Below are 24,976 nucleotides of genomic sequence, written 5' to 3'. Positions count from 1 at the left end.
CTCATTCCCCGGATCGTCCGTCCCCGCTCACTGCCTGGAGGATGCCGGGCAGCGCCCCGAGAAGCGCGTCCACCTCGTCGTCGCCGAGGTTCAGCGGCGGCATCAGCCGTACGACGTCGGGGGCGGGCACGTTCACCAGGAATCCGGCCTCCTGAGCCGCCTGGCGCACCTGCGGCGCGAGCGGCTCGGTGAGCACGATACCCAGGAGCAGTCCCGTACCCCGGACGAAATCGATCAATGGATGGCCGAGGCCCTCGATTCCGTCCCGGAGCCGCTCGCTCTGCCGCTTGACGTTCTCCAGCAGCCCCTCGTTCTCGATGGTGTCGAGGACGGCGAGCCCGGCGGCGCAGGCCACGGGGTTGCCGCCGAAGGTCGTGCCGTGCTGGCCGGGCTGGAGCAGGTCGGCGGCCCGCCCGAAGGCGACGGTCGCGCCGAGCGGCAGTCCGCCGCCGAGCTGCTTGGCGAGGGTGACGACGTCGGGCAGGACGCCCTCGTGCGCCTGGTACTCGAACCAGTGCCCGGTCCGGCCGATGCCGGTCTGCACCTCGTCGAGGACGAGCAGTGCCCCGGTCGCGGCCGTGATGGCCCGGGCGGCCTTGAGGTATCCGGCGGGTGGTACGACGACGCCGAGCTCGCCCTGGATCGGCTCCAGGACGACGAGCGCCGTCTCCTCCGTCACCGCCGCGGCCAGGGCCTGCGCGTCGCCGAACGGCACGTGGGTGACGTCGCCGGGCAGCGGCAGGAACGGTTCGCGCTTGCCGGCCTGGCCGGTCAGGGCCAGGGCGCCCATGGTCCGCCCGTGGAAGGCGCCCTCGGTGGCGACGACATGGGTGCGGCCGGTCAGCCGGCCGATCTTGAAGGCGGCCTCGTTGGCCTCGGCGCCGGAGTTGCAGAAGAAGACCTTGCCGTCCCGGCCGAACAGGTTGAGCAGCCGCTCGGCGAGGGCGACGGTGGGCTCGGCCATGAAGAAGTTGGAGATGTGACCGAGGGAGCCGATCTGGCGGCTGACGGCCTCGACGACGGCCGGGTGGGCGTGGCCGAGGGCGTTGGTGGCGATGCCGCCGACGAAGTCGAGGTAGGCGGTGCCGTCGGCGTCCCAGACCTTGGTGCCCTCGCCGCGTGCCAGGGGCAGCAGCGGGGTGCCGTAGTTGTTCATGAGTGCGCCCTGCCACCGCTGGGCGTACTCCTGATGGGCGGTCATACGGCTTCCCCCTCGTGCTCGTCGGCCACGACCATCGTGCCGATGCCTTCGTCGGTGAAGATCTCCAGCAGGATCGAGTGCTGGACCCGGCCGTCGATGACGCGGGCGGTGGTGACGCCGCCCCGTACGGCGTGCAGGCAGCCCTCCATCTTGGGCACCATGCCGGACGACAGGTCCGGCAGCAGCCGTTCCAGTTCGCTGGCGGTGAGGCGGCTGATCACCTCGTCGCTGTGCGGCCAGTCCTCGTAGAGGCCCTCGACGTCGGTGAGGACCATGAGGGTTTCGGCGCCCAGTGCAGCAGCGAGTGCCGCAGCCGCCGTATCAGCATTGACGTTGTAGACATGTCCGTCGTCCTGGGAGCGGGCGATCGACGAGACGACCGGGATGCGGCCGTCGGCGAGCAGGGCCTCGATGGCGCCGGTGTCGATCGCGGTGATCTCGCCCACGCGCCCGATGTCGACGAGTTCGCCGTCGATCTCGGGCTGGTGCTTGGTGGCGCTGATGGTGTGGGCGTCCTCGCCGGTGAGGCCGACGGCGAGCGGCCCGTGCCGGTTGAGCAGCCCGACCAGTTCGCGCTGGACCTGCCCGGCCAGCACCATCCGTACGACGTCCATGGCGTCCTCGGTGGTCACCCGGAGGCCGGCCTTGAACTCGCTGACGATGCCGTGCTGGTCGAGGGCGGCGCTGATCTGCGGGCCACCGCCGTGCACGACGACGGGCTTGAGGCCGGCGTGGTGCAGGAACACGACGTCCTGGGCGAAGGCGGCCTTGAGGTCCTCGTCGATCATGGCGTTGCCGCCGAACTTGATGACGACCGTCTTGCCGTTGTGCCGGACCAGCCAGGGCAGGGCCTCGATGAGGATCTGCGCCTTGGGGAGCGCGGTGTGCTTCCGCGTCGGACTGGTCATGACGAGTACGCGCTGTTCTCGTGGACGTAGTCGGCGGTGAGGTCGTTGGTCCAGATGGTGGCGGTCTCGGACCCGGCGGCGAGGTCGGCGACGACGTGCACCTCGCGGTAGCGCATGTCGACCTTGTCGCGGTCCTCGCCGACGCCGCCGTTCTTGCAGACCCAGACGCCGTTGATGGCGACGTTGAGCCGGTCGGGCTCGAAGGCGGCCTGGGTGGTGCCGATGGCGGACAGGACGCGGCCCCAGTTCGGGTCCTCGCCGTGGATGGCGCACTTGAGGAGGTTGTTGCGGGCGATGGAGCGGCCCACCTCGACGGCGTCGTCCTCGGTCGCGGCGTTGATCACCTCGACCTTGATGTCCTTGCTCGCGCCCTCGGCGTCCCGGATGAGCTGCTGGCCGAGGTCGTCGCAGACCTGCCGTACGGCCTCGGCGAACTCCTCGTAGGCGGGGCTGACTTCGGCGGAGCCGGAGGCGAGCAGCAGCACGGTGTCGTTGGTGGACATGCAGCCGTCGGAGTCGACCCGGTCGAAGGTCGTGCGGGTGGCGGCGCGCAGGGCCTGGTCCAGGACGTCGCTGTCCAGGGCCGCGTCGGTGGTGAGGACGACGAGCATGGTGGCGAGGCCGGGGGCGAGCATGCCCGCGCCCTTGGCCATGCCGCCGACGGTCCAGCCGTCCTTGGTGACGACGGACGTCTTGTGGACGGTGTCGGTGGTCTTGATGGCGATGGCGGCCTTCTCCCCGCCGTGCTCGCTCAGGGACGCGGCGGCCGTCTCGATGCCCGGGAGCAGCTTGTCCATGGGGAGCAGCACGCCGATGAGGCCGGTGGAGCAGACGGCCACCTCGATGGCGCCGCGGCCGAGGACCTCGGCGGCCTTCTCGGCGGTGGCGTGAGTGTCCTGGAAGCCCTTGGGGCCCGTACAGGCGTTGGCGCCACCGGAGTTGAGGACGACGGCGGAGACCTGGCCGCTCTTCAGCACCTGCTCGGACCACAGGACCGGCGCGGCCTTCACACGGTTGGAGGTGAACACGGCCGCGGCGGCGCGGCGGGGGCCGGTGTTGACCACGAGGGCCAGGTCGGGGTTGCCGTTCTCCTTGATCCCGGCGGCGATGCCCGCCGCCGTGAATCCCTTTGCTGCCGTCACACTCACGGCGCAACTCCGATCGTCGTCAGTCCGGTGGTCTCGTCGAGACCCAGGGCGATGTTCATGCTCTGGACGGCACCGCCCGCGGTGCCCTTGGTGAGGTTGTCGATGGCGCTGATCACGATGATCCGGCCGGCCTCCGCGTCGTGCGCGACCTGCACCTGAACGGCGTTGGAACCGTGGACGGACGCCGTGGCGGGCCACTGGCCCTCGGGGAGCAGGTGTACGAACGGCTCGTCGGCGAAGGCCTTCTCGTAGGCGGCGCGCAAGGACTCGCCGGTGACGCCGTCGGCGGCCTTGGCGCTGCACGTGGCGAGGATGCCGCGGGGCATCGGCGCGAGGGTCGGTGTGAAGGACACGGAGACCGGCTTTCCCGCCGCCGCGCTGAGGTTCTGGGTGATCTCGGGGGTGTGCCGGTGCCCGCCGCCGACGCCGTAGGGGGACATCGAGCCCATGACCTCGCTGCCGAGCAGGTGCGGCTTGGGTGCCTTGCCCGCGCCGGAGGTGCCGGACGCGGCGACGATCACGGCCTCGGGTTCGGCCAGGCCCGCCGCGTACGCCGGGAAGAGGGCGAGGGAGACGGCGGTGGGGTAGCAACCGGGCACCGCGACGCGCTTGGACCCCTCCAGCGCGGCGCGGGCACCCGGCAGTTCGGGAAGGCCGTAGGGCCAGGTTCCGGCGTGCGGGGAGCCGTAGAAGCGCTCCCAGGCCGCGGCGTCGGTCAGCCGGAAGTCGGCGCCCATGTCGACGACGAGCACGTCCGGGCCGAGCTGCTCGGCGACGGCGGCGGACTGCCCGTGCGGCAGTGCGAGGAAGACGACATCGTGCCCGGCGAGGACCTCGGGGGTGGTCTCCTGGAGCACCCGGCCGGCCAGGGGCAGCAGGTGGGGCTGGAGCGCACCGAGCCTCTGTCCCGCGTTCGAGTTGCCGGTCAGGGCGCCGATCTCGACCTCGGGGTGTGCCAGGAGCAGACGGAGCAGTTCCCCGCCCGCGTACCCACTCGCTCCGGCCACTGCCGCTCGTACCGCCATGGATCCTCCTCCTTAGAGGGCATGACTATACGTTTCTCCGCACGTTTATGCAATCCCATTCATGGCGACACGGGACAGGGGCGACGCGGCGGGCGGCGGGCGGCGGGCGGCGGGTCAGCGCTTCAGGTGGTGACTCATACTGCGGCACGCATGACCTGATGTCCCTGGTCCTGCAACGGGCTGTGCTACCAGTGATTCCCACGGTGTGGGCCGCTGCCGGGGGACGGCGGCCCACACCGGCGGGTGCTACTTCTGCTTGATCCTCAGGAACGTCACCGAGTTCGCCGGGAACGTGTAGGTGAACTTCCCGGCCACGCCCCGGAAGGTGGACGTCACCGGCGCCACCGGGGTGTCCGTCTCGGTGTTCACGGCCGTCTCGTCGGCGGCCAGCGTGGTGACGCGGGCCGTGGAGGCGACCTTGGCGCCACCGAGGTCGACGGCGGTACGGGCCTCGACCGACTGGGCGTTGACGACCTTGACGATCAGGTCACCGGTCCGGGCGCCCTTGGTGACGACCTGGCGGAACGGCTCGGCCGGCTTGTCGTCCTTGAAGCTGCCCCACTCCTTGCCGTCGAGGAACAGGGTGACCTGGCGGCCGCGCACCTTGATGTCGATGTCGTAGGCCCGGCCCGTCTCGATCGACCCGGCCTTCGTCATCAGGGTGCCCTTGCCACCGTCCACGGCCTGCTCGATCGCGGACTGGGTGTTGTTCCAGCCGCCCAGGTTCCACCAGTAGTAGTTGCCGGTGTCCTTGACGCCGAAGGCGACCAGGAAGCCCTCCTTGCCGGACTTCTTGGTGGCCTTCACATGCAGGTCGTAGTCCTTCCAGGCCGGGTCGCCCGCCGTGACCATGGTGTTCTCGGCGGCGGTGTCGGTCTGGGCGTAGGCCCCGTCCTGAACGCTCCAGCTGCCGGTGCCGTTGTGCTTCCACTTCGAGGCGTCACCGGAGAAGTCGTCGCCGAACAGGGTCGAGCCGTCGGCGGAGGTGACCTTCACGTCGTCGTACGCGGCGCTGGTCGCCCACGTCGACAGGCCGACGGCGCCGGTGATGGGACCGCTGACGTTCGGGGTACCGGTGGCCCTGGAGGGGACCACGCGGTCGCCGACGTTGTTCATGAACAGCTTCTGGACCTCGTAGTTGGCCGAGTTCCAGGAGGCCCGGTTGTTGAACCAGATCATGTCCGGCCGCCACTGGACGTAGTCCTCGTTGGCGAGCAGCGGGGCGTACGAGGCGAGCTTCACGACGTCCGCGTTGCGCTCAAGGCCGGTCATGAAGGCGGCTTCGGACAGGCCGTTCTTCCAGGCGTTGCCCTGGGAGGCGTACTCGCCGAGGAAGACCTTGGGGCCCTTGCGGTCGTAGGAGTCGTAGCGGTCGTTGTTCTGGAGGAACCAGTTCGGGCTGTTGTAGTAGTGCTCGTCGACCATGTCGACCTTGCCCTCGCGGTTCAGCTGCCAGGCGGTGTCGAAGGTCGTGCCGGCGTCGTCCGGCCCCGAGTTGGAGATGACGGTGATGTCCGGGTACTTCGCCTTGATGGCCGTCCGGAACCGCTCGAAGCGGGCGAAGAACTCCTTCGGGAGGTTCTCCTCGTTGCCGACCCCGATGTGGGTCAGGTGGAAGGGCTTGGGGTGGCCCATCCGCGCGCGCACCTTGCCCCACGTGGAGGTCGCCGGTCCGTTGGCGAACTCGATGAGGTCGAGGGCGTCCTGGATGTGCCGCTTGAGCAGCGCCTCGTCGTCGGTGGCCTTGTTCTGGCCGCAGCCGGTCACCAGGGCAGGGACGACGGGCAGCGGCATGGCGCCGATGTCCTCGGAGAAGCGGAAGTACTCGTAGTAGCCGAGGCCGTAGCTCTGGTTGTAGCCCCAGAAGTTGGCGTTGGTGGCGCGCTCCTCGACCGGGCCTACGGTGTCCTTCCACTGGTAGCTGCGCTTGCGCTGCCAGTTGGAGGCCTCGCTGTAGTCCTCCATGGAGCCGGTGTTGACCAGGCAGCCGCCGGGGAAGCGCACGAAGCCCGGCTTCAGGGCGGCGATCTTCTCGGCGAGGTCCTTGCGCAGGCCGTTCGGCTGGTTCTTGTACGTCTCGCGCGGGAAGAGCGACACCTCGTCGAGGGCGGCCGCGTCCGTCGAGGCGACGGCGAGACGGCCGCGGTTGCTCGTGCGGGTCGCCGTGAAGGTGGCCTTGTACTTGGCCCAGCCGCCCTTCACCGCGACCTGGCGGGCGGTGGCCAGGCTGCCCGCGGCGTCCTTCAGCGAAACGGTGAGCGTGCTGCCGCTCGCGGCACGGGCCCACACGGAGAAGTCGTACCGCTTACCCTTGTCGACCCGGATGCCTGTGTTGTAGCCGGAGTTCGTGACGGACGAACCGGCGCCCAGGGAAAGGTAGTTGCGGTTGCGTTCGTTGAGCCGCCCGGAGTCGTTGGCGACCTGGGCCGTGCCGCCCACCGACCAGGAGGTCAGGGGCGTGTAGGAGCTGTTGTCGGCGGTGGAGTACTCGAAGGACCGGTTCTGCACGAGCTCGGCATACAGACCGCCGTCGGCGGCCCGGTTGATGTCCTCGAAGAAGACGCCGTACATCGTGTCGTCGATCTTCGCGCCCTGGGCGGACGGGTCGACGGTGATCGCGTAGTCGGTGACGTCCTCGGCGTGCGCGGGGGCCGGTACGAGGGCCGCTGCCGTCAGGAGGGCGGTGGTCGTGAGACCCAGTCTCCATCGGGTGCGGGCGGCGGTGCGTGGCATGGATACTCCGCGGCTCTCTGGTAGAGGAGTGTTCGAAATATCAGACATTGATCAGCACTTCGAACGGCAAGATAGGGAGGGGGCGGATGCGCGTCAATGGGTCGCGTAGGAACGCCTGGGACGGAGAGCGGGGCAGGATGGGCGAGTTCTGGCCAGTGCCGGACGCGTTGGCGTATCTGGCCGGGCGCTGGCGGGTGTCACGGTCGGTACGGGATCTCGCGAGCGGCGCGGAGGGCGAGTTCACCGGGACCACCGCGTTCCGCGAGGACGCAGAGGCGTCCGGCGGGCTGCTGCATCACGAGTCGGGCACCTTCGTCTGGCAGGGTGTCGCCCGGCCCGCCGAGCGGACGCTGCGGTTTCTGCGGGGCCCGGGCGGCACGGCGCAGGTTCTGTTCGCCGACGGACGGCCGTTCCACGACCTGGATCTGACGTCCGGCCGCCATGTCGCCGACCATCCCTGCTCGGCGGACCTCTACCGAGGCGAGTTCACGGTCCACGACCCGGGCCACTGGCGGACGGTGTGGCGCGTCGGCGGGCCCGCCAAGGACCTGGTCCTGCGGACCGACTACGCGCGCGAGGGCTGAGCGGACGCCCCGTCCAGGCGCAGGTTCCAGCGGCCGGCCCGGCCCGTCACGGCGGTCGTCGACAGCGGTCGGACGTCGATGTTCCAGTACGTCGAGGGCGGCGCCTTCAGGGCGTACACCAGGGCGGCCCGGATCACGGACGGTTCGGCCACCGCCACCACCCGGCAGCCGTCCTCGACGGGCCGGGTGTCGAGCCAGCCGCCGACCCGGGTGATGAAGTCGACCAGCGACTCACCGCCGTGCGGGGTGGCGCGGGGGTCGGCGAGCCAGGCGTCCACGGCATCCGGCTCCCGGGACATCGCCTCGCCGAGGGTCAGTCCGCGCCACCGGCCCATGTCGCAGTCGCGCAGGCCCAGCTGGACCAGCGGCGCGTACCCGAGCCCCTCCCCCGTCGACCGGCTGCGCGGAGTCGGCGAGCAGTAGCGCAGTTCCGCCGCGGCGAGCGGCAGCAGCTCCTGGGCGAGGCGCTCCACCTCGGCCCAGCCGGCCTGGTCCAGCGGCCGGTGGTCCTCGAAACGCTCGGCGAGCAGCGGAGAGCTGCGCGCGGAGGCGACGAACGTGACCCGAAGTGGCATGCGGCGATCGTGGGCGCAGCAAGTGGGCAGGTCAAGAGGTGTTACCTACGAGTTACCGAGGGTGTGCCCGCCCTCACTGGCCGAAGATGAGCGCCATCCAGTGCTCGGGCCGCTCCAGCGGCGCGAACCCGAGTTTCGCGTACACCCCGTGCGCGTCGTGCGTGGCGAGGAGTACGCGACGCACGCCGTACTGCCGCGTCTCCTCCCGTACGGCGGCCACGAGCGCGCTGCCGACGCCCTTGCCGCGCACGGACGGGTCGACGTACACGTCGCACAGCCAGGCGAAGGTCGCCCGGTCGGTGATCACCCGGGCGTAGGCGACCTGCTCCCCCGACACCGTCTCGTGGACGCCGAAGTTGAGCGAGCCCTCGATCGCCCGGTCCTGCTTCTCGCGGGTGCGTCCCAGCGCCCAGTAGGCGTCGGTGGACAGCCAGTAATGCACGCGCTCGCGGTCGACGCGGCCGGGGTCGGTGGAGATCTCGTAGCCCTCGGGCAGGCTCGGCGTGTCGGTCATGTCCGCGATGCTCGCAGCCCGCCCGCGGGAGCGTCGAGCGGTTATCCCAGCACCTCGTCGCAGGCCCCGCGCAGCCGTCGTACGCCCTCGGCGATCTCCCCGGTTCCGGCGACCGCGGCGAAGCTGAGCCTCAGGTGCGCGGCCGGGGGTTCGGCGCTGAAGTACGGGCGGCCGGGGGTGAGGGCGACGCCGGCGCGCAGGGCCGCGGAGGTCAGGGCCGACTCGTCGGTGCCGTCGGGCAGGCGGGGCCAGAGGTGGTAGCCGCCGGAGGGGATGTGCGGCAGGGCCAGCTCCGGCAGGTGCAGGGCGAGGGCGCTGGTCATCGCGTCCCGCCGGGTCCGCAACTCGGCCGAGACGGCCCGCAGATGACGCGGCCAGGCGGGTGAGCCGACGAGTTCGAGTGCGGCCTCCTGGAGCGGGCGCGGTACGAAGAACGTGTCGACCACCTGGATGGCGCGCAGCCTCTCCAGCACCGGCCCGCGCGCGGCCAGGGCACTCACCCGGAAGCTCGGCGAGGTCGCCTTGGTCAGCGAGCAGACGTGGACGACGACACCGTCGGGGTCGTCGGCGGCCAGCGGGCGCGGCAGGGGCCCGGCGTCCTCGTGCACGAGCCTGCGCACGAAGTCGTCCTCGACGACGAACGCGCCGGCCTCACGGGCGATGCGCAGCACCTCGGCACGCCGCTCGGGCGCGAGGACCGCGCCGGTGGGGTTCTGGAAGAGCGGCTGGCAGACGAGGGCCGGGGCGCCGGTGGCGCGGAAGGCGTCGGCGAGCAGCGCCGGTTTCACGCCGTCGGCGTCCACCGGGACCGGCACCGGGCGCAGACCGGCGGCCCGGGCGATGGCGAGCATGCCGGGGTAGGTGGGCGACTCGACCAGGACGGGTGCGCCGGGTGGGGCGAGGGCGCGCAGGGCGGTGGTGAGCGCGGACTGCCCGCCCGCGGTGATCAGCACCTCGGCGGCGGTGAAGGAGCCGCCGATGCCGCGTGCGAACCACTCGCGCAGTTCCGGCAGCCCCTCCATGGGCGGGCGTCCCCAGGCGCCGGGGCGGCGTCCCGCCCGTGAGAGGGCGGCGGCCATCGCCCGCTCCGGCTGCAACGACGGGTGCAGATAGCCGCCGTTGAACTCGATCACGCCGGGCGGCGGTGCGGCCAGCGACACCAGCACCCCGGAGGCGTCGACGGAGCGCGGGACGAGGTCGGCCGCGCCGTCGGCGCTGAGGGCGACCTCCTGCCAGGAGGTGTCCCCGGCGGGGGCCGGTGCCGTCCGGGCCTGGGCTCGGAAGGCGCCCGCCCCGGGCCGGGTGACCACGAGCCCCTCGGCGGCGAGCTGCGCCAGCGCCCTGGACACCGTCACGGGGCTCACCCGGAACCGCTCGACCAGGGCCCGGCTCGACGGCAGCTTTCCACCCGGAGAGTAGCGGTCAAGCTCCCGCTTCAGCTGTTCCGCCAGTTCACCCACGCTGCTACGCTCATGCATGAGAGCACAGAGTAGCGCTACTGCCGCACCATCGATAGCAGTCGCACCCTCGGAGCCGGAGCGTCCCGGCTTCGGCACGCTCCAGGCCGCCCTCGGTGTCGTCGCCTTCTCCCTCACCTTCCCGGCCACCGCCTGGGGTCTCGAGGGCTTCGGGCCCTGGTCGCTGGTCGCCGTGCGGAGCGTGCTGGCCGCGGTGATCGCGGGCGGCTGTCTGCTGGCGCTGCGCGTGCCGCCGCCCGCCCGGCGGCACTGGCCGGGTCTCGCGGTCGTCGGGGCCGGTGTCGTCCTCGGCTTCCCCCTGCTGACCACGCTGGCGCTGGAGACCTCCACCACCGCGCACGCGGCCGTCGTGGTCGGTCTGCTGCCCCTGACCACCGCGCTCTGCTCCGCGCTGCGCGTCGGCACCCGGCCCTCGCGCACCTTCTGGATCGCGGCCCTGGCGGGCGCGGCGGCGGTGCTGGCCTTCACCGTGCAGCAGAGCGGCGGCGCCCTGACCACCGCCGACCTGTACCTCTTCGCCGCGCTGCTGGTCTGCGCGGCCGGTTACACCGAGGGCGGCCGGCTGGCCCGGGTCATGCCGGGCTGGCAGGTGATCGGCTGGGCGCTGGTGCTGTGCCTGCCGCTGACCGTGCCGGTCGCCGCCCTCGCCCTGGCACACGAACCCGTGCACCTGACCGCGCACAGCGTCACCGGCCTGCTGTGGGTCGCGGCGGGTTCGCAGTTCGTCGGACTGGTCGTCTGGTACCGCGGCATGGCGGCCATCGGCATCCCGAAGGCCAGCCAGTTGCAGCTCGCCCAGCCGCTGCTCACACTGGTGTGGTCGGTGCTGCTGCTGGGCGAGCACCTCACGGTCGCCGCCCCGCTGACGGCCGCGGCGGTGCTGGTCTGCATCGCCGTCACACAGCGATCACGCGGCTGAGCGGGGGCGCGCACGGCCACTGCCGACCGGCGCCCCCGGCCGTAGACTCGGAGGCCACGGACCGCTGCTCCGCACTTCGTGAGGAGGCTCCAGATGCGCGCAACCGCGGGCGACCAGCTTGTCCAGCACGGCAGGGTGGTCGGTCAGCACGACAAGGTCGGCGAGATCGTCGAAGTGCTCGGCCCCGAGGGCAGTCCCCCGTTCCGCGTCCGGTTCGAGGACGGGCACGAGGGCATCTGCTCCCCGGGACCCGACACCGAGATCCGGCACCGGGAGACCACCACCGGGCCATGACTCAGCGCGGGGGCGGCGCCGGCTGCCCGTAGTGGTCGGCGACGACCCGCGCCATCGCCCCGATCCGGTCGGTCGCCACGTCCTTGGCGGCGAAGTAGACGTGCCCGCGCACCTGTGGGTGCTGTCCGGCCAGCGTCAGGTGCCGGGACAGCTCGCCCGTCTGCTGCCACGCCGCGGGCTGCGCCGGATCGCCGGCCTTGTACAGCGCCTCCCCGACGTAGAGCCGCGTCGAGCTGCCGCGCGCGACCTCCGCCCACCAGGGCACCAGCTTCGCGTAGTCGGCGGCGGCGAAGCCGATGTTCCAGTAGAGCTGCGGGACGATGTAGTCGATCCAGCCCTCGCGCACCCACTTCCGGGTGTCCGCGTGCAGATCGTCGTACGTCTGCACGCCCGCCTTGGTGTCCGAGCCGAGCGGGTCGGTCCCGGCGTTGCGCCACACGCCGAAGGGGCTGATGCCGAAGCGGGCGTCCGGCCGGACCTGCTTGACGCGGTCCGCCGTCTCCCGCACCAGCAGGTCGGTGTTGGCCCGGCGCCAGGCGGCCCGGTTCGGGAAGCCGCCGCCGTGTTCGGCGTAGGCCGCGTCGTCGTCGAAGGTCTGCCCGGCCACGGGGTACGGGTAGAAGTAGTCGTCGAAGTGGACGCCGTCCACGGGATACTTGGCCACCGCGTCGAGCATCGCGTCCTCGACGAAGGCGCGGACCTCGGGCAGCCCCGGGTTGTAGAAGAGCTTCCCGCCGTACGTCACCACCCAGTGCGGGTTCTCGCGCGCGGGGTGGGAGGCGGCCAGGCGGGAGGGGTCGGCGTGCACGGCGATCCGGTACGGGTTGAACCAGGCGTGCAGCTGAAGTCCCCGGGCGTGGGCCTCCTCCACGGCGGTGCCCAGCGGGTCCCAGCCGGGGTCCTTGCCCTGGGTGCCGGTGAGGTACTGCGACCAGGGCTCGTACGGCGAGGGCCACAGCGCGTCCGCCGTGGGCCGGACCTGGAAGAACACGGTGTTGAGGTGGTTGCCGGCCGCCGTGTCGAGATGGGTGAGCAGTTCGGCGCGCTGCTGCGACGCGGTCAGCCCGGACTTCGACGGCCAGTCGCGGTTGGCCACGGACGCGATCCACACGCCCCGCATCTCGGAGTCCGCCGCCCCGCCCCGGTGTCCGGGCGCGGCCGACGCCCGGGGCATCATCGTGAAAGCCGACAGCGCCGCCACCGCGAACGCCCTGCGTGAGACTCGTCCCATCCGCATGCCCCAAAAGCCGCGGATCCGCCCGGTCGCGGATCGCTCCGGACCCAGCATGCCGGAAGCGGACCCGCCCCCCGCGATCGATCATCGATACTTCGGAGTAACGTGCTCGAACGGAGCAGGCGCCGGGACCCGGTGAACCTGCCCGGACGTGGATCAGCAGCGAAAGGGACGATGTGACGGACATCCCAGCGGGAGACATTGCACGCGTCGGAGTCGTGGGCTGCGGTCAGATGGGCGCGGGCATCGCCGAGGTGTGCGCCCGGGCCGGCCTGGACGTCATGGTCGCCGAGACCACCGGCGAGGCCCTGGAGATCGGCCGCACCCGGCTGTTCACCTCCCTGGCCAAGGCAGCCGAGCGCGGCAAGATCACCGAGGAGGAGCAGGAGGCCACGCTGGCCCGCCTGAGCTTCACCACGGACCTCGGCGAGTTCGCCGACCGTGACCTGGTGATCGAGGCCGTCGTCGAGAACGAGCAGGTCAAGACGGAGATCTTCCAGGTGCTCGACCAGGTCGTGACCCGGCCCGACGCGATCCTGGCCTCCAACACCTCCTCGATCCCGCTGGTGAAGCTGGCGGTGGCGACCTCGCGGCCCGACCAGGTCATCGGCATCCACTTCTTCAACCCGGCCCCGGTGCAGAAGCTCGTCGAGCTGATCCCGGCGCTCACCACGTCCGAGGGCACGATCAGCCGCGCCCAGCTGTTCACCGAGAAGCTGCTCGGCAAGCACGCCATCCGCGCCCAGGACCGTTCCGGCTTCGTGGTCAACGCGCTGCTGATCCCGTACCTGCTCTCCGCGATCCGGATGTTCGAGACGGGCATCGCCAGCCGCGAGGACATCGACAACGGCATGGAGATGGGCTGCGCCCACCCGATGGGCCCGCTGAAGCTGTCCGACCTGATCGGCCTGGACACGGTCGCCTCGGTCGCCCAGTCCATGTACGAGGAGTACAAGGAGCCGCTGTACGCCGCTCCCCCGCTGCTGCAGCGGATGGTCGACGCGGGCCGGCTCGGCCGCAAGACGGGGTCGGGCTTCTACACGTACGGCTGATTACAGACGGTCAGATTCCGGCCATCTGCGCGGGCCCGGCACCGGGAAGGTGCCGGGCCCGCGTCATTCACACACCGTGTGCGCTCCGGGCTCGCATATGCCCGTCGCACACTCTCCCCAGGCGCCCACCAGGCGAGTTGACTCCACCTGCGCATGCAAGGGATGTGAAACGACCACGGAAAGGAGCGGACTCGTGACCGCCGATCCCGAGCATCCCGTCGTATCCGGAGAACTCGCAGAGTTACGACGCCGCCTCGACGTCGCCTACGCCCGCGTGGAGGGCGGGCTGGCTCTGCTCACGCACCGCAGCGAGGAGACCGCCAAGGAACTGGACGAGCTGAACACCCGGATCCACACACTGGAACACACGCGCTGGCCGCTGCCCGCGGTCGCCGCCCTCACCGCCGTGGGTGCTCTCGTCGTGGCGATCTGGCAGGCGATCGGACACTAGCCGAGCCTGAGATGGTGCAGCAGAAGTAACGCGGCCGCCATGTTGGCGGCCGGGACCTCGCCGCGGGCGACCATGTCGGGGACGAGCTTGAGGGGCACCCATTCCCGGCGGTCCGACTCGAAGTCGTCCACCGGGTGCCCGACCCAGTCGCCCTCGTCGGCCCAGTACACGTGGTGCCGGGCGTCGGTGAGCCCGTTGGACGGCTCCACGCTCATGAGGTGGCGCAGGGGTCCCGGCCGCCAGCCGGTCTCCTCCTCCAGTTCCCTGGCGGCCGCGCGGGCGATGTCCTCGCCGTCCTCGACCACCCCCGCCGCGAGTTCCCACCCCCAGCTGTCGGTGATGAAGCGGTGCCGCCAGAGCAGCAGCACCTCGTTGGCCTCGTTGACGACCGTGGCCACCGCGACGGGCCGCAGCCTTATGAGGAAGTGGTCCAGATGCCGGCCGTCGGGGAGTTCGACATCCGCGAGATTGACGCTGAACCAGCGGTTTGAGTACACAGTTTGTTCGTTGTGTTTCGTCCACTGCACGGTTCTGCCACCTTCCGTCGAGTAAGTGGCAATATCGCAGCAGGGACGGAGGGAGAGCAGGCGCACGCTGTGGCGCCTCGGAGCGACACGGGCACCACCGCCCGGACCTACAACGGTACGCGCAAGGCCCCGTCGATGAGTTCGGCCGCCTCGGCCGTGCCCGCGCAACCGCTGCGCACCAGGTGCTCCCGCACCGCGCGCAGCCGGTCGCGCAGCCGCTGCGACTCCATGCCCCGGGCCTGCTCGGCCATCTGCACGGCGATGGCCACCGCCTTGTCGGCGTTGCCCTGCCGCAGCTCGATGGTGCTGAGCATCGCCAGCCGGTGCACCCGGCCGCGGTCGTGCGCCGGGTTGTCGACGGCGGCCGCCGCGTGCTCCCCCGCCGCCGCGATCTCCCCGAGGCTCAACAGCGCCTCCGCCACCTGCACGTTGACGAGCCCGGGCTGCACATACCCGGTCTCGTCGGGCTCGTAGCCGCGCCGGATGCGCTCGGCGGACCGCTCGGCCCGCCGGATGCAGGACAGGGCGCTGGTGCCGTCGCCGAGATGCGCGTAGGCCTTGGCCTGCATCGCGTACAGGTCGGAGGCGAGCGCCGGGGTGATGTGCTTGCCGGCGGCCCGCAGCGCGGCCTCCGCGAACGCCACCGACTGCCGGTACTCCCGCATGAACAGCGACTGGTTGACGAGCAGGGCGATCACATACGCGCCGAGCCCCCGGTCCCCGCTGGCCTTGGCGAGCCGCAGCGCCTGGTGGAAGTAGCGCTGGGCGAGCCCGTGCGCGTCGGAGTCGTACGCGCAGATGCCGGCGACCGCCACCAACCCGCCGGTGGCCCGGTGCAGTTGACGGCCGGTCTCGTCGGTGTAGCTGCCGCGCAGCAGCGGGGCGGCCTCGGCGTTGAGGAAGCCGACGATCCGGGCCCGCGTCGCGATCCCCCCGGCCTTGCGGTACATCTGCTCGTAGTGCGCCCGGGCGGCCCGCAGCATCTCCAGGTCGCCCGTGGTGACCCGGTGCCGGCCGCCGCGGGAGACGTCCACGTCCTCGGGCGGGTTCTCCCACTCCCACACCGGCATCACGGCGGGCGTGCCGGTGAGCGCGGGCGCGCCCAGGATGTGCGGGCGCTGCTGCTGGTCGGAGCGCCACAGGGCGGTGGCCCGTTCGACGAACCCGGACAGCGAGCCGGTGTGCGGGGCGGACGGCTCGCCGGGCACGCCGAGGCCGATGTCGTCGAGGGTGACCTGCCGTCGCAGCCGGCCCGCGAGCACCTCGCAGATCAGGTCGGGCACCTGGCCCCTGGGCCGCTGCCCCTTCAACCAGCGGGCGACGGCGGTGTGTTCGTACCGCAAGGACAGGCCACGGGCCCGTCCCGCCTGGTTGACGTGTGCGGCCAGCCCCGCGTGCGAGATCCCCGCCTCGTCCAGGATCGCGTCGAGCAGAGTGTTGGGCTGCATGTGGGCCCCCCGGATGGCTCGGTGCGGACAGGTTAGTGGTTCCGCCTTCACACGGGGTGTGAACGGAGTGCTCGAATCCGCAGGGTGTGCGCACTGTCGCTCACAGTCGCCGGCCGGTTGACTGAATTGCCTCGCAAGAGGCCGGCCGGGCCGCCGGCTCCCCCTCGTACAGTGCGGCGGCCCGCACCCGCCGTCCGCCCGGCCGCCTGCCCGACACTCCGTGGCGGGGCGGACGGCATCGCCGGCAGTGTCTTCTCGCCGTGGTGTCTAAGGCGCCGTGGTGGTCTGCGGGTGCGTCGTGGGCGTTCGCGCAGTTCCACGCGCCCCCAGGTTGGCGGGCTCCCCGTTTCTCAGTACCAGCAGCGCGATGTCGTCCGGTGGTGTGCCCCTGGTGTGGTGTCGCAGAGCGGTCGAGATCCTGCCGACGACCGCCTGTGCGAAATGCGGCCCTTCCGCCACCGCGCTCGACAGCGTGGCCGCCAGGGGGAAGAAGCGGTCACGGGCGTCCCGGGCGTCCTGCGCGCCGTCGGTGAAGAGGAACAACGCGTCGCCGGGCTCCAGACGGCCGAGTCCCACCGTCGCAAGCACCGGCGGCAGCGGGAACAGGCCCAGGGGCGGATGCGGGTCACCGGGTGCGCGTTGCTCCGCCCGGATGCCGCTCAGCAGGTACGGCCAGGGATGGCCGCAGTTCAGCGCGAGCACCTCGCCGTCGGGGCGGATCTCCACCAGGAGCAGGGTCACGAACTCCTCGGCGGCGCCGGCCGGATGCTCCTGGCGCAGATGGCGGGCCAGGGCGCGATCGAGCCGGCGCAGCACCCCGTCGAGGTCCCGCTCGTCGTGGGCGGCCTCGCGGAAGCAGCCCAGCACGGCGGCGACGGTCCCGAACGCGCCGATGCCGTGCCCGCGTACGTCGCCCATCACGGCCCGCACGCCGTACTCGGTGGCGACGACCTCGTACAGGTCGCCCCCGACGGCGGCGCCGGGCTCCGCCGACACCTGGGCGGCGGCCACGTCCAGCCCGTCGATCCGCGGGGGCGGCGGCCGCAGCAGCGCGCGCTGCGCGGCGCCCGCGACCCGGCGCACCTGCCGCAGCTCCCGCACCAGCGAGTGCCGGGCGTGCAGGAACAGCGCGGTGCCGACGGCGAAGAACACGGCGCTGGTGACGATCCGGGCCCGAAGACCGGTCTCCAGGGCGATCGGACAGAGCAGCTTGTACGCGACGGCCGCCGCTCCCCACACGAGGGGAAGACCGAGGCGGCGCACCCGGCCCCTGACGCGGATCATGCCCATGGCCCCCCAATAGGCCCTGACACACAGAATCGGACCGGCCCGAGAAGGCCGGTCCGATTCTGTCGACAGCACGCCGAAAACGGGGAGATCACCCGCCTTTACCACTCAAACGAGTGAGGTGACCTGATCCTCTCTCAGGACGGGCACTCAGCTCCGCAACTCCGCACCCACACGCTCACCCGCGAGGGCAACCGCCGCATCCCGAGCCGCGGAAGCCTCGTCCACGGTCAACGTCCGATCGGCGGCACGGAACCGCAGCGCGTACGCGAGCGACTTGCGCCCCTCGCCCAGCTGCTCGGCATTCTCGTACACATCGAACAGCCGGATGGACTCCAGCAGTTCCCCGGCTCCGTCCCGCAGCGCCGCCTCGACGTCCACGGCCGGCACGAACGCGTCGACGACCAGGGCGACGTCCTGCGTGGCGACGGGGAACGTGGAGATCCGGGGTGCCGCCGCGGTGGCGTCGCCGGCGCTCTCCACCGCGTCCAGGTCGAGCTCCATCGCGCAGGTGCGCGCGGGCAGCCCGAGGGCCTTCACGACCCGCGGGTGCAGCTCGCCCGCGTGCCCGACGACCCGCTCGGCGCCGTCCACCGTGACCACCAGCTCGGCGCACCGCCCGGGGTGCCACGGCCCGTACTGGCCCTTGCGGATGACGAGTTCGGCGCCGGCCTCACGGGCGACGGACCGGGCGGCCTCGACCGCGTCGGCCCAGTCGGCCGGACGGCCCTTGCCCCACCAGCCGGCCTGTTCGCGCGCCCCGGCGAGGACAACGGCGATGTGGCGCGGCTGCTCGGGCAGCGCCGCGTTCAGCTCCGCGAGCTGTTCGTCGGTCGGACGGCCGTCGACCGGCAGCACGGCCGCCACCCGCTGCTCCGCACGCGGCCGGAAGACCAGACCGCTCTCGAACAGCGCGAGGTCGTGCGAGCCCCGGCCGTCGTTGCGGCGCAGGGCGGCGAGCAGACCCGGCAGCAGCGTCGTGCGCAGCGCGGGCTCCTCGTCGCTCAGCGGGTTGCTGAGCTTGACGACACGGCGGGCCGGGTCGTCCGCGTCGAGACCGAGCTGGTCGAAGACCTGCTCGCCGATGAACGGGTAGTTCAGCGCCTCGACGTATCCGGCACCGGCCAGGGCGCGGCCCACGCGGCGGTGCAGCCGCTGCCGCTCGGTCAGGCCGAGGCCCGCCGGCGGCTTGGGCAGCGTGGAGGGCAGGTTCTCGTAGCCCTCCAGCCGGATGACCTCTTCGGCCAGGTCGTTCGGGTCGGTGAGGTCGGGCCGCCAGGACGGGACGGTGACGATCAGCTCGTCCTGCCCGTAGACGTCGCAGCCGACCTCCTGGAGGCGGCGCACGACGGTCTCGCGGCCGTAGGCGACGCCCGCGACCTTGTCCGGGTGGTCGGCCGGGATGGTGATGGTGCGCGGCGCGGACGGGGCGAGGACCTCGGTGACGCCCGCCTCGGCGGTGCCGCCCGCGAGCAGGACCAGCAGGTCGACGGTGCGCTGCGCGGCGGCCGCCGCGGCCTGCGGGTCGACGCCGCGCTCGAAGCGCCGGGACGCCTCGGAGGACAGCTTGTGACGGCGGGCGGTACGCGCGATCGACACCGCGTCGAAGTGCGCGGCCTCGATGACGACGTCCGCCGTGGCGTTCTCCAGGTTGTCGTGGTCGGCGATCTCCGTGTTGGCGCCGCCCATGACACCGGCGAGCCCGATCGGGCCCCGGTCGTCGGTGATGACCAGGTCCTCGGCGTCCAGTGTGCGCTCGACACCGTCGAGGGTGGTGAGCTTCTCGCCCGCCTCGGCCCGGCGCACCCCGATGGTGCCCTGGACCAGACCGCGGTCGTAGGCGTGCAGGGGCTGGCCGAGCTCCGTCATCACGTAGTTCGTGACGTCGACGGCGAGCGAGATCGGGCGCATGCCGACCTTCTGCAGGCGGCGCTGGAGCCAGATCGGGGAGCGCGCCTCGGCGCTGAGGCCGGTCACCGTGCGGGCGGTGAAGCGGTCGCAGCCGACCGGGTCGGAGACCCGCACCGGGTAGCCGTACGCGTTCGGGCCGGGCACGTCGATCAGCGCCGGGTCGCGCAGCGGCAGGCCGTAGGCGATGGCGGTCTCGCGGGCCACACCGCGCAGCGACAGGCAGTAGCCGCGGTCGGGCGTGACGGCGATGTCGAGGACCTCGTCGACCAGTTCCAGCAGTTCGACGGCGTCCTTGCCGATCTCGGTCTCCGGCGGCAGGACGATGATGCCCTTGGTGCCGTCGTCGCCCATGTTCAGCTCGTCGCTGGAGCAGATCATGCCGCGCGACATCCGGCCGTAGGTCTTTCGCTCGGCGATCTGGAAGTCGCCGGGCAGGACCGCGCCGGGCAGGGCCACGACGACCTTGTCGCCCACGGCGAAGTTGCGGGCGCCGCAGATGATCTCCTGCGGCTCGCCCGTGCCGTTGGCTCCTCCGACGTCGACGGTGCAGAAGCGGATCGGCTTCTTGAACTCCGTCAGTTCCTCGATCGTCGCCACCTGGCCGACGACCAGCGGGCCCTTGAGGTCGGCGCCGAGCTGCTCGACGGTCTCGACCTCCAGACCGGCCGAAATGAGCTTGGCCTGCACGTCACGACCGGTCTCCGTCTCCGGCAGGTCGACGTACTCCCGCAGCCAAGAAAGCGGGACCCGCATCAGATCTCCATCCCGAACGGCCGGGTGAACCGGACGTCACCCTCGACCATGTCTCGCATGTCTTCGACGTTGTGGCGGAACATCAGCATCCGCTCGATGCCGAACCCGAAGGCGAACCCGCTGTACTTCTCGGGGTCGACGCCGCAGGCGGTGAGCACCCGCGGATTGACCATGCCGCAGCCGCCCAGCTCGATCCAGCCCTCGGACGAGCAGGTGCGGCAGGGGCGGTCGGCGTTGCCGATGGACTCGCCCTTGCAGACGTAGCAGAGCATGTCCATCTCGGCGCTGGGCTCGGTGAACGGGAAGAAGTTCGGCCGCAGCCGGGTCTTCATGTCCGCGCCGAACAGGGCCTGGACCATGTGGTCGAGGGTGCCCTTGAGGTCGGCCATCGTCAGGCCCTCGTCGACCGCCAGCAGCTCGATCTGGTGGAAGACGGGCGTGTGCGTGGCGTCCAGCTCGTCGGTGCGGAACACCCGGCCGGGGCAGACGATGTAGACCGGCAGCTCACGGTCGAGCAGCGCGCGGGCCTGCACCGGGGAGGTGTGCGTGCGCAGGACAACGCCGGACCCGGACTCGTCGGTGCCCTTCGGGCCCTGGACGAAGAAGGTGTCCTGCATCTGCCGGGCCGGGTGGTCGGGCAGGAAGTTCAGGGCGTCGAAGTTGAACCACTCCGCCTCGGCCTCCGGCCCCTCGGCGACCTCGTAGCCCATGGCCACGAAGACGTCCGCGACCCGCTCCATCATGGTGGTGAGCGGGTGCCGAGCGCCGGACGGTACGCGGTCGTAGGGCAGCGTGACGTCCACTGCCTCCTCGACGAGCACGCGCGCGTCCCGCTCGGCCTCGAGCTCCACCTGGCGGGCGGCGAGGGCCTTGTTCACGGCGCCTCGGGCCTGGCCCACGCGCTTGCCGGCCTCGGCCTTGGCGTGCGGGGGCAGGGCGCCGATCTCGCGGTTGGCGAGGGCCAGCGGGGAGGCGGGGCCGGTCTGGGCGACCTTGGCCTCGTGGAGCGCGTCGAGGGAGTCCGCGGCGGCGAAGGCGGCGAGCGCCTCGTCCCGCATGCGCTCGATCTCTTCCGGTTTCAACGTCTCGACCTCGACAGGGTCGTACGACTTATTCGGTGCCGACATCTCTTCCCGTGCTTCCGATTGTCCCCCAGCTACCGCTGGGAGGTGCCCCCAGGCTGATGGTCCCCGTCACCGACCCCGACGGCCGTCTGTGGGGACACAAAGGTGCCAATGGCCGAGTCTAACGGGGTGGAGGTATCCGAATGCGCCCGCGGTGCTCAGGCGAGATAGGCCGGAGCGCTCACGGGCAACGTAAATCGGAACTCGGCGCCGGCTCCGGGGGCGCGGCCGACGGTGATGGTGCCGCCGTGGGCTTCGACGATGCCCTTGACGATGTACAGCCCGAGGCCCGTGCCGCCGCGCTTGCTGCCCCGCCAGAAGCGGGTGAAGACGCGGTTCATGGACTCCTCCGGGATGCCGGGTCCCTCGTCGCTCACCGTGACCGACGTGGCTGCGTTCTCGGCGTACTCGCCCTCGCGGAGGGACGCCGTGGCCGTGACGTCGATCGTGACAGTTCCCTCGCCGTGCCGCACGGCATTTTCCAGCAGGTTGCTGAGCACCTGGTCGATCTTGTCGGGGTCGGCCCACAGGTCGGGCAGCGGCTGCTGGACGCGCAGCAGGAACCGGTCGGCGGGCTGCCCCGCGGCGACGTAGGCCTGGATGTGCCGCCCGACGGCGGCGCCGATGTCGACGGGCTGGCGCCGTACCTCCAGGCGTCCGGAGTCGATCCGGGAGATGTCGAGCAGCTCGGCGATGAGCCGGGTGACCCGGTCGGCGTCGGCGTCGACGGTCTCCAGCATCAGCCGCTTCTGGTCGTCGGTGAAACGTTCCCACTTGGCGAGCAGGGTGGCGGTGAAGCCCTTGACGGAGGTCAGCGGGGAGCGCAGCTCGTGGGCGACGGTGGCGATCAGCTCGGCGTGGCTGCGCTCGGTGCGGCGGCGCGCCTCGGTGTCGCGCAGGGTGACGACCAGGCGCCGCAGGGGGCCGGTGGGCCGGGTGCGGACGTAGCGCGCGCAGACCAGCACCTCACGGCCGCCGGGCAGGAGCAGGTTGCGCTCGGGCTGTCCGACGCGGATGGCGAGGCCGCCGTAGGGATCGGTCAGCTGCCACCAGCGCCGGCCCTCCAGGTCCTCTAACGGCAGGGCCTTCTCCAGGCGCTGCCCGAGGGCGTCCTGAGCGCGGACGGCGGTGATGCGCTCGGCGGCCTGGTTGAAGCAGATGACGTGGCCCTGCTCGTCGGCGACGACGAGTCCGTCGGGCAGCTGGTCGGGGTCGATGCCGAGTCCTGCGGGATCACCGGGTGGCCGGGACGCGGCGGGCGGATTCCCGGCGTCCTGGGCTCCCGGTGCGCTGCTCGTGCCGACACTCATCCCCGTACCCCACCTCCAAGGCTCCGCAGAGGGGTCCCTGAGCTGGTCACCCTACTAGTTCCCGGTGACGGAGCGGCACCCTCCGGCGGCGCGCTGTGCACGCGCCGACGCATAGAGACATACGGCGGCGGCGGTGGCGAGGTTCAGGCTCTCGGCCTTCCCGTGGATCGGAACGCGCACGACGGCGTCCGTGAGGGCGCGGGTCTCCTCCGGCAGGCCCCACGCCTCGTTGCCGAAGACCCAGGCGGTCGGCCCGCCCATGGTGCCCTTGTCGAGTTCGTCGTCGAGGTCGCGGTCGCCCGCGCCGTCGGCGGCCAGGACCCGGACACCGGCGTCCCGCAGCGCCTCGACGGCGTGCTCCACGGGCACGCCGACGGCGACCGGCAGGTGGAACAGGGAGCCGACGGAGGCGCGGACGGCCTTGGGGTTGTACACGTCGACGGAGGCGTCGGTCAGCACGACGGCCTCGGCTCCGGCGGCGTCGGCGCAGCGCAGCACGGTCCCGGCGTTGCCGGGGTCACGGACGTTGGCGAGGAGGGCGACCAGCCGCGGGCGGGCGGCGAGGACCTCCTCGAAGGGGGTGTCCAGGAACCGGCAGACACCGACCAGGCCCTGTGGGGTGACGGTGGTGGAGATGTCGGCGATCACCTGCTCGGCGGCGAGGTGCACCCGGGCTCCGGCGTCCCGGGCCGCTCCGACGATGTCGGCGTAGCGCTCCGCGGCCTCCGGCGTGGCGAACAGCTCCACGAGTGTCGCGGTGTCCCCGGCCCGGTGCCCGGCGGCTTCCCGCACGGCCTGCGGTCCCTCGGCGAGGAACAGCCGGTCCTTCCCCCGGAAGTTCCGCTTGGCCAGCCGCCGCGCGGCCAGCACGCGGGGGGAGCGGGGGGAGATGAGCTCGGGGGTGGCGGGAGGCATCCGGTTCGCTTTCTGGGTAGCTGCACAGCAGGACCCGCAGACCATCCGGCCTGCGGGTCCTTCCGTCACATCGGCTCGGAGCCGGCGTCACGCAGCCTTCGGCGCGTTCACGTCGCTCGGCAGCGCCTTCTGGGCGACCTCGACGAGGGCGGCGAACGCACCGGCGTCGTTGACGGCCAGCTCGGCCAGGATCTTGCGGTCGACCTCGATGTTCGCGGCCTTCAGACCCTGGATGAAGCGGTTGTAGGTCATGCCGTTGGCGCGGGCAGCGGCGTTGATGCGCTGGATCCACAGCTGACGGAAGTCGCCCTTGCGCTTCTTGCGGTCGTTGTAGTTGTAGACCAGCGAGTGGGTGACCTGCTCCTTGGCCTTGCGGTACAGGCGCGAACGCTGACCGCGGTAGCCGGAGGCCTGCTCGAGGATCGCCCGACGCTTCTTGTGGGCGTTGACTGCCCGCTTGACGCGTGCCACTTGTTAACTCCTTGTAGCGGGGCCGTGGGGGTGCTTACACGACCCGAAATCGATTGGGTCCCGGTCTGACGTGCGTCCGGCGCTCACGCGCCCGGACGTCACTTGCCGAGAAGCTTCTTGATCTTCGCGGCGTCGCCCGGGGCCATCTCGGCGTTGCCGGTGAGGCGACGCGTCACGCGGGACGACTTGTGCTCGAGCAGGTGGCGCTTGCCGGCGCGCTCGCGCAGCACCTTGCCGGAGCCGGTGATCTTGAAGCGCTTGCTGGCACCGCTGTGCGACTTGTTCTTCGGCATAGCGCCGTTCTCTCCTCGTCGGTGGCGCTCCGGTGCCCGGTCGCGAAACCGGGCACAGGTGGAGCGTCGTCTTGTTTCGGTTGCTTCCTGGGACTGGCGTCCCGGGAGTCACGCCTCGGCGGGCTCCTCGGCCGGCGCCTCGGACTCCGCGGCGTTCTGCGACTTGCCGGGGTTGGCCTTCGCGTCCGCCTTACGGGCTTCCTGCGCCTGGCGAGCCTCGGCCATCGCCTCGGTCTTCTTCTTGTGCGGACCGAGAACCATGATCATGTTCCGGCCGTCCTGCTTCGGGTTCGACTCGACGAAACCGAGGTCCTGGACGTCCTCCGCGAGACGCTGCAGCAGTCGGTAGCCCAGCTCGGGACGGGACTGCTCGCGACCACGGAACATGATCGTGATCTTGACCTTGTCGCCCTGCTTGAGGAACCGAACGACGTGACCCTTCTTGGTGTCATAGTCGTGCGGGTCGATCTTCGGCCGGAGCTTCATCTCCTTGATGACCGTGTGCGCCTGGTTCTTGCGCGCCTCACGGGCCTTCATGGCCGACTCGTACTTGAACTTCCCGTAGTCCATGAGCTTGCACACGGGCGGACGGGCGTTCGCCGCGACCTCGACCAGGTCCAGGTCGTACTCCTGCGCAAGCTCCAGTGCCTTGGCCAGGGGGACGATGCCCACCTGCTCGCCACTGGGACCGACAAGTCGCACCTCGGGAACGCGAATCCGGTCGTTGATGCGGGGCTCGGCGCTGATGGATCCTCCTCGGTAGCACCACGCGACGGTCTGGCGGACGGCCGCGTAACGTCTGTGTTCGATAGACCTAACCG

Annotated in this window: 24 protein-coding genes; 5 read left to right on the top strand and 19 right to left on the bottom strand. The window is 71.4% G+C overall.

Annotated elements, in window-relative coordinates:
* Position 1: 1 nt before the first annotated feature.
* The 5 genes from ACFZDE_RS29540 to ACFZDE_RS29520 all read right to left on the bottom strand — a co-directional run bounded on the left by ACFZDE_RS29540 (position 2) and on the right by ACFZDE_RS29520 (position 7,015).
* Positions 2-1,201 carry an acetylornithine transaminase gene (locus ACFZDE_RS29540; RefSeq protein WP_391004725.1) on the bottom strand — a complete coding sequence of 400 codons (1,200 nt, stop codon included), beginning with the start codon at positions 1,199-1,201 and terminating at the stop codon, positions 2-4.
* A complete protein-coding gene (gene argB, locus ACFZDE_RS29535; protein ID WP_391004723.1) occupies positions 1,198-2,109 on the bottom strand; it encodes an acetylglutamate kinase in 912 nt (303 codons plus the stop codon). Before argB ends, ACFZDE_RS29540 begins: the two co-directional genes overlap by 4 nt.
* A complete protein-coding gene (gene argJ, locus ACFZDE_RS29530; protein WP_391204854.1) occupies positions 2,106-3,257 on the bottom strand; it encodes a bifunctional glutamate N-acetyltransferase/amino-acid acetyltransferase ArgJ in 1,152 nt (383 codons plus the stop codon). Before argJ ends, argB begins: the two co-directional genes overlap by 4 nt.
* Positions 3,254-4,282, bottom strand: a complete 1,029-nt coding sequence (gene argC, locus ACFZDE_RS29525; protein ID WP_391004719.1) for an N-acetyl-gamma-glutamyl-phosphate reductase — start codon at positions 4,280-4,282, stop codon at positions 3,254-3,256. Before argC ends, argJ begins: the two co-directional genes overlap by 4 nt.
* 246 nt (positions 4,283-4,528) lie before the next feature.
* A complete protein-coding gene (locus ACFZDE_RS29520) occupies positions 4,529-7,015 on the bottom strand; it encodes an alpha-L-arabinofuranosidase C-terminal domain-containing protein (RefSeq protein WP_391204851.1) in 2,487 nt (828 codons plus the stop codon).
* Between the two features lie 137 nt (positions 7,016-7,152).
* Between ACFZDE_RS29520 and ACFZDE_RS29515 the strand changes: the two genes are divergently transcribed.
* Positions 7,153-7,599 (top strand): DUF6314 family protein, encoded by a 447-nt coding sequence (locus ACFZDE_RS29515; RefSeq protein WP_391204847.1) that lies wholly within the window; start codon positions 7,153-7,155, stop codon positions 7,597-7,599.
* Here the strand turns inward: ACFZDE_RS29515 and ACFZDE_RS29510 are convergent.
* From ACFZDE_RS29510 to ACFZDE_RS29500, 3 genes are all read right to left on the bottom strand, one after another.
* Entirely contained in the window at positions 7,581-8,174 is a 594-nt protein-coding gene (locus tag ACFZDE_RS29510; protein ID WP_391204844.1) for a histidine phosphatase family protein, read from the bottom strand. The two genes, ACFZDE_RS29515 and ACFZDE_RS29510, sit on opposite strands and share 19 nt — an antisense overlap.
* 73 nt (positions 8,175-8,247) lie before the next feature.
* Entirely contained in the window at positions 8,248-8,688 is a 441-nt protein-coding gene (locus ACFZDE_RS29505) for a GNAT family N-acetyltransferase (protein ID WP_391204841.1), read from the bottom strand.
* A 41-nt stretch (positions 8,689-8,729) separates the two neighbouring features.
* Complete coding sequence (locus ACFZDE_RS29500; protein WP_391204838.1) at positions 8,730-10,166, bottom strand: aminotransferase class I/II-fold pyridoxal phosphate-dependent enzyme; 1,437 nt, start codon at positions 10,164-10,166, stop codon at positions 8,730-8,732.
* On the opposite strand from ACFZDE_RS29500, the gene ACFZDE_RS29495 reads away from it, so the two are divergent.
* Both ACFZDE_RS29495 and ACFZDE_RS29490 read left to right on the top strand, forming a co-directional pair.
* Positions 10,165-11,085, top strand: coding sequence for an EamA family transporter (locus ACFZDE_RS29495; protein WP_391204835.1), 921 nt, complete (start codon positions 10,165-10,167; stop codon positions 11,083-11,085). The two genes, ACFZDE_RS29500 and ACFZDE_RS29495, sit on opposite strands and share 2 nt — an antisense overlap.
* A 93-nt stretch (positions 11,086-11,178) precedes the next feature.
* Positions 11,179-11,379: a DUF1918 domain-containing protein gene (locus tag ACFZDE_RS29490; protein ID WP_391204833.1), complete on the top strand. Its 201-nt coding sequence runs from the start codon at positions 11,179-11,181 to the stop codon at positions 11,377-11,379.
* Position 11,380: 1 nt separating this feature from the next.
* Here the strand turns inward: ACFZDE_RS29490 and ACFZDE_RS29485 are convergent, their stop codons facing one another.
* Entirely contained in the window at positions 11,381-12,610 is a 1,230-nt protein-coding gene (locus ACFZDE_RS29485) for a family 10 glycosylhydrolase (RefSeq protein WP_391204830.1), read from the bottom strand.
* A gap of 179 nt (positions 12,611-12,789) precedes the next feature.
* On the opposite strand from ACFZDE_RS29485, the gene ACFZDE_RS29480 reads away from it, so the two are divergent.
* On the top strand, positions 12,790-13,665 hold the full coding sequence (locus tag ACFZDE_RS29480) for a 3-hydroxybutyryl-CoA dehydrogenase (RefSeq protein WP_391002476.1): 876 nt from the start codon (positions 12,790-12,792) through the stop codon (positions 13,663-13,665).
* Positions 13,666-13,858: 193 nt separating this feature from the next.
* Positions 13,859-14,116, top strand: a complete 258-nt coding sequence (locus tag ACFZDE_RS29475; protein ID WP_031486726.1) for a hypothetical protein — start codon at positions 13,859-13,861, stop codon at positions 14,114-14,116.
* Here the strand turns inward: ACFZDE_RS29475 and ACFZDE_RS29470 are convergent.
* From ACFZDE_RS29470 to infC, 10 genes are all read right to left on the bottom strand, one after another.
* A complete protein-coding gene (locus tag ACFZDE_RS29470; protein WP_391002479.1) occupies positions 14,113-14,643 on the bottom strand; it encodes an NUDIX domain-containing protein in 531 nt (176 codons plus the stop codon). The genes ACFZDE_RS29475 and ACFZDE_RS29470 overlap by 4 nt on opposite strands.
* A gap of 107 nt (positions 14,644-14,750) precedes the next feature.
* Positions 14,751-16,091: a transcriptional regulator gene (locus tag ACFZDE_RS29465; RefSeq protein WP_391002481.1), complete on the bottom strand. Its 1,341-nt coding sequence runs from the start codon at positions 16,089-16,091 to the stop codon at positions 14,751-14,753.
* Positions 16,092-16,358: 267 nt separating this feature from the next.
* The gene (locus ACFZDE_RS29460) at positions 16,359-17,375 is read right to left on the bottom strand and encodes a SpoIIE family protein phosphatase (protein WP_391204827.1); all 1,017 of its coding nucleotides are present in this window, start codon (positions 17,373-17,375) and stop codon (positions 16,359-16,361) included.
* A gap of 153 nt (positions 17,376-17,528) precedes the next feature.
* Positions 17,529-20,042: a phenylalanine--tRNA ligase subunit beta gene (gene pheT, locus ACFZDE_RS29455; protein ID WP_391204824.1), complete on the bottom strand. Its 2,514-nt coding sequence runs from the start codon at positions 20,040-20,042 to the stop codon at positions 17,529-17,531.
* On the bottom strand, positions 20,042-21,169 hold the full coding sequence (gene pheS, locus ACFZDE_RS29450) for a phenylalanine--tRNA ligase subunit alpha (RefSeq protein WP_391002487.1): 1,128 nt from the start codon (positions 21,167-21,169) through the stop codon (positions 20,042-20,044). Before pheS ends, pheT begins: the two co-directional genes overlap by 1 nt.
* 155 nt (positions 21,170-21,324) lie before the next feature.
* On the bottom strand, positions 21,325-22,476 hold the full coding sequence (locus tag ACFZDE_RS29445) for an ATP-binding protein (protein WP_391204821.1): 1,152 nt from the start codon (positions 22,474-22,476) through the stop codon (positions 21,325-21,327).
* Positions 22,477-22,530: 54 nt separating this feature from the next.
* The gene (locus ACFZDE_RS29440; protein WP_391002491.1) at positions 22,531-23,391 is read right to left on the bottom strand and encodes a TrmH family RNA methyltransferase; all 861 of its coding nucleotides are present in this window, start codon (positions 23,389-23,391) and stop codon (positions 22,531-22,533) included.
* Positions 23,392-23,478: 87 nt separating this feature from the next.
* Complete coding sequence (rplT, locus tag ACFZDE_RS29435; protein ID WP_010045263.1) at positions 23,479-23,862, bottom strand: 50S ribosomal protein L20; 384 nt, start codon at positions 23,860-23,862, stop codon at positions 23,479-23,481.
* A gap of 98 nt (positions 23,863-23,960) precedes the next feature.
* Entirely contained in the window at positions 23,961-24,155 is a 195-nt protein-coding gene (gene rpmI / locus ACFZDE_RS29430; protein ID WP_003977225.1) for a 50S ribosomal protein L35, read from the bottom strand.
* A gap of 108 nt (positions 24,156-24,263) precedes the next feature.
* Positions 24,264-24,902, bottom strand: a complete 639-nt coding sequence (gene infC, locus ACFZDE_RS29425; RefSeq protein WP_391002908.1) for a translation initiation factor IF-3 — start codon at positions 24,900-24,902, stop codon at positions 24,264-24,266.
* Positions 24,903-24,976: the final 74 nt, after the last annotated feature.

The organism is Streptomyces sp. NPDC007929, assembly GCF_042959065.1.
In the GTDB taxonomy this organism is placed as follows: domain Bacteria; phylum Actinomycetota; class Actinomycetes; order Streptomycetales; family Streptomycetaceae; genus Streptomyces.
This window is presented reverse-complemented; position numbering and strand designations above follow the sequence as displayed.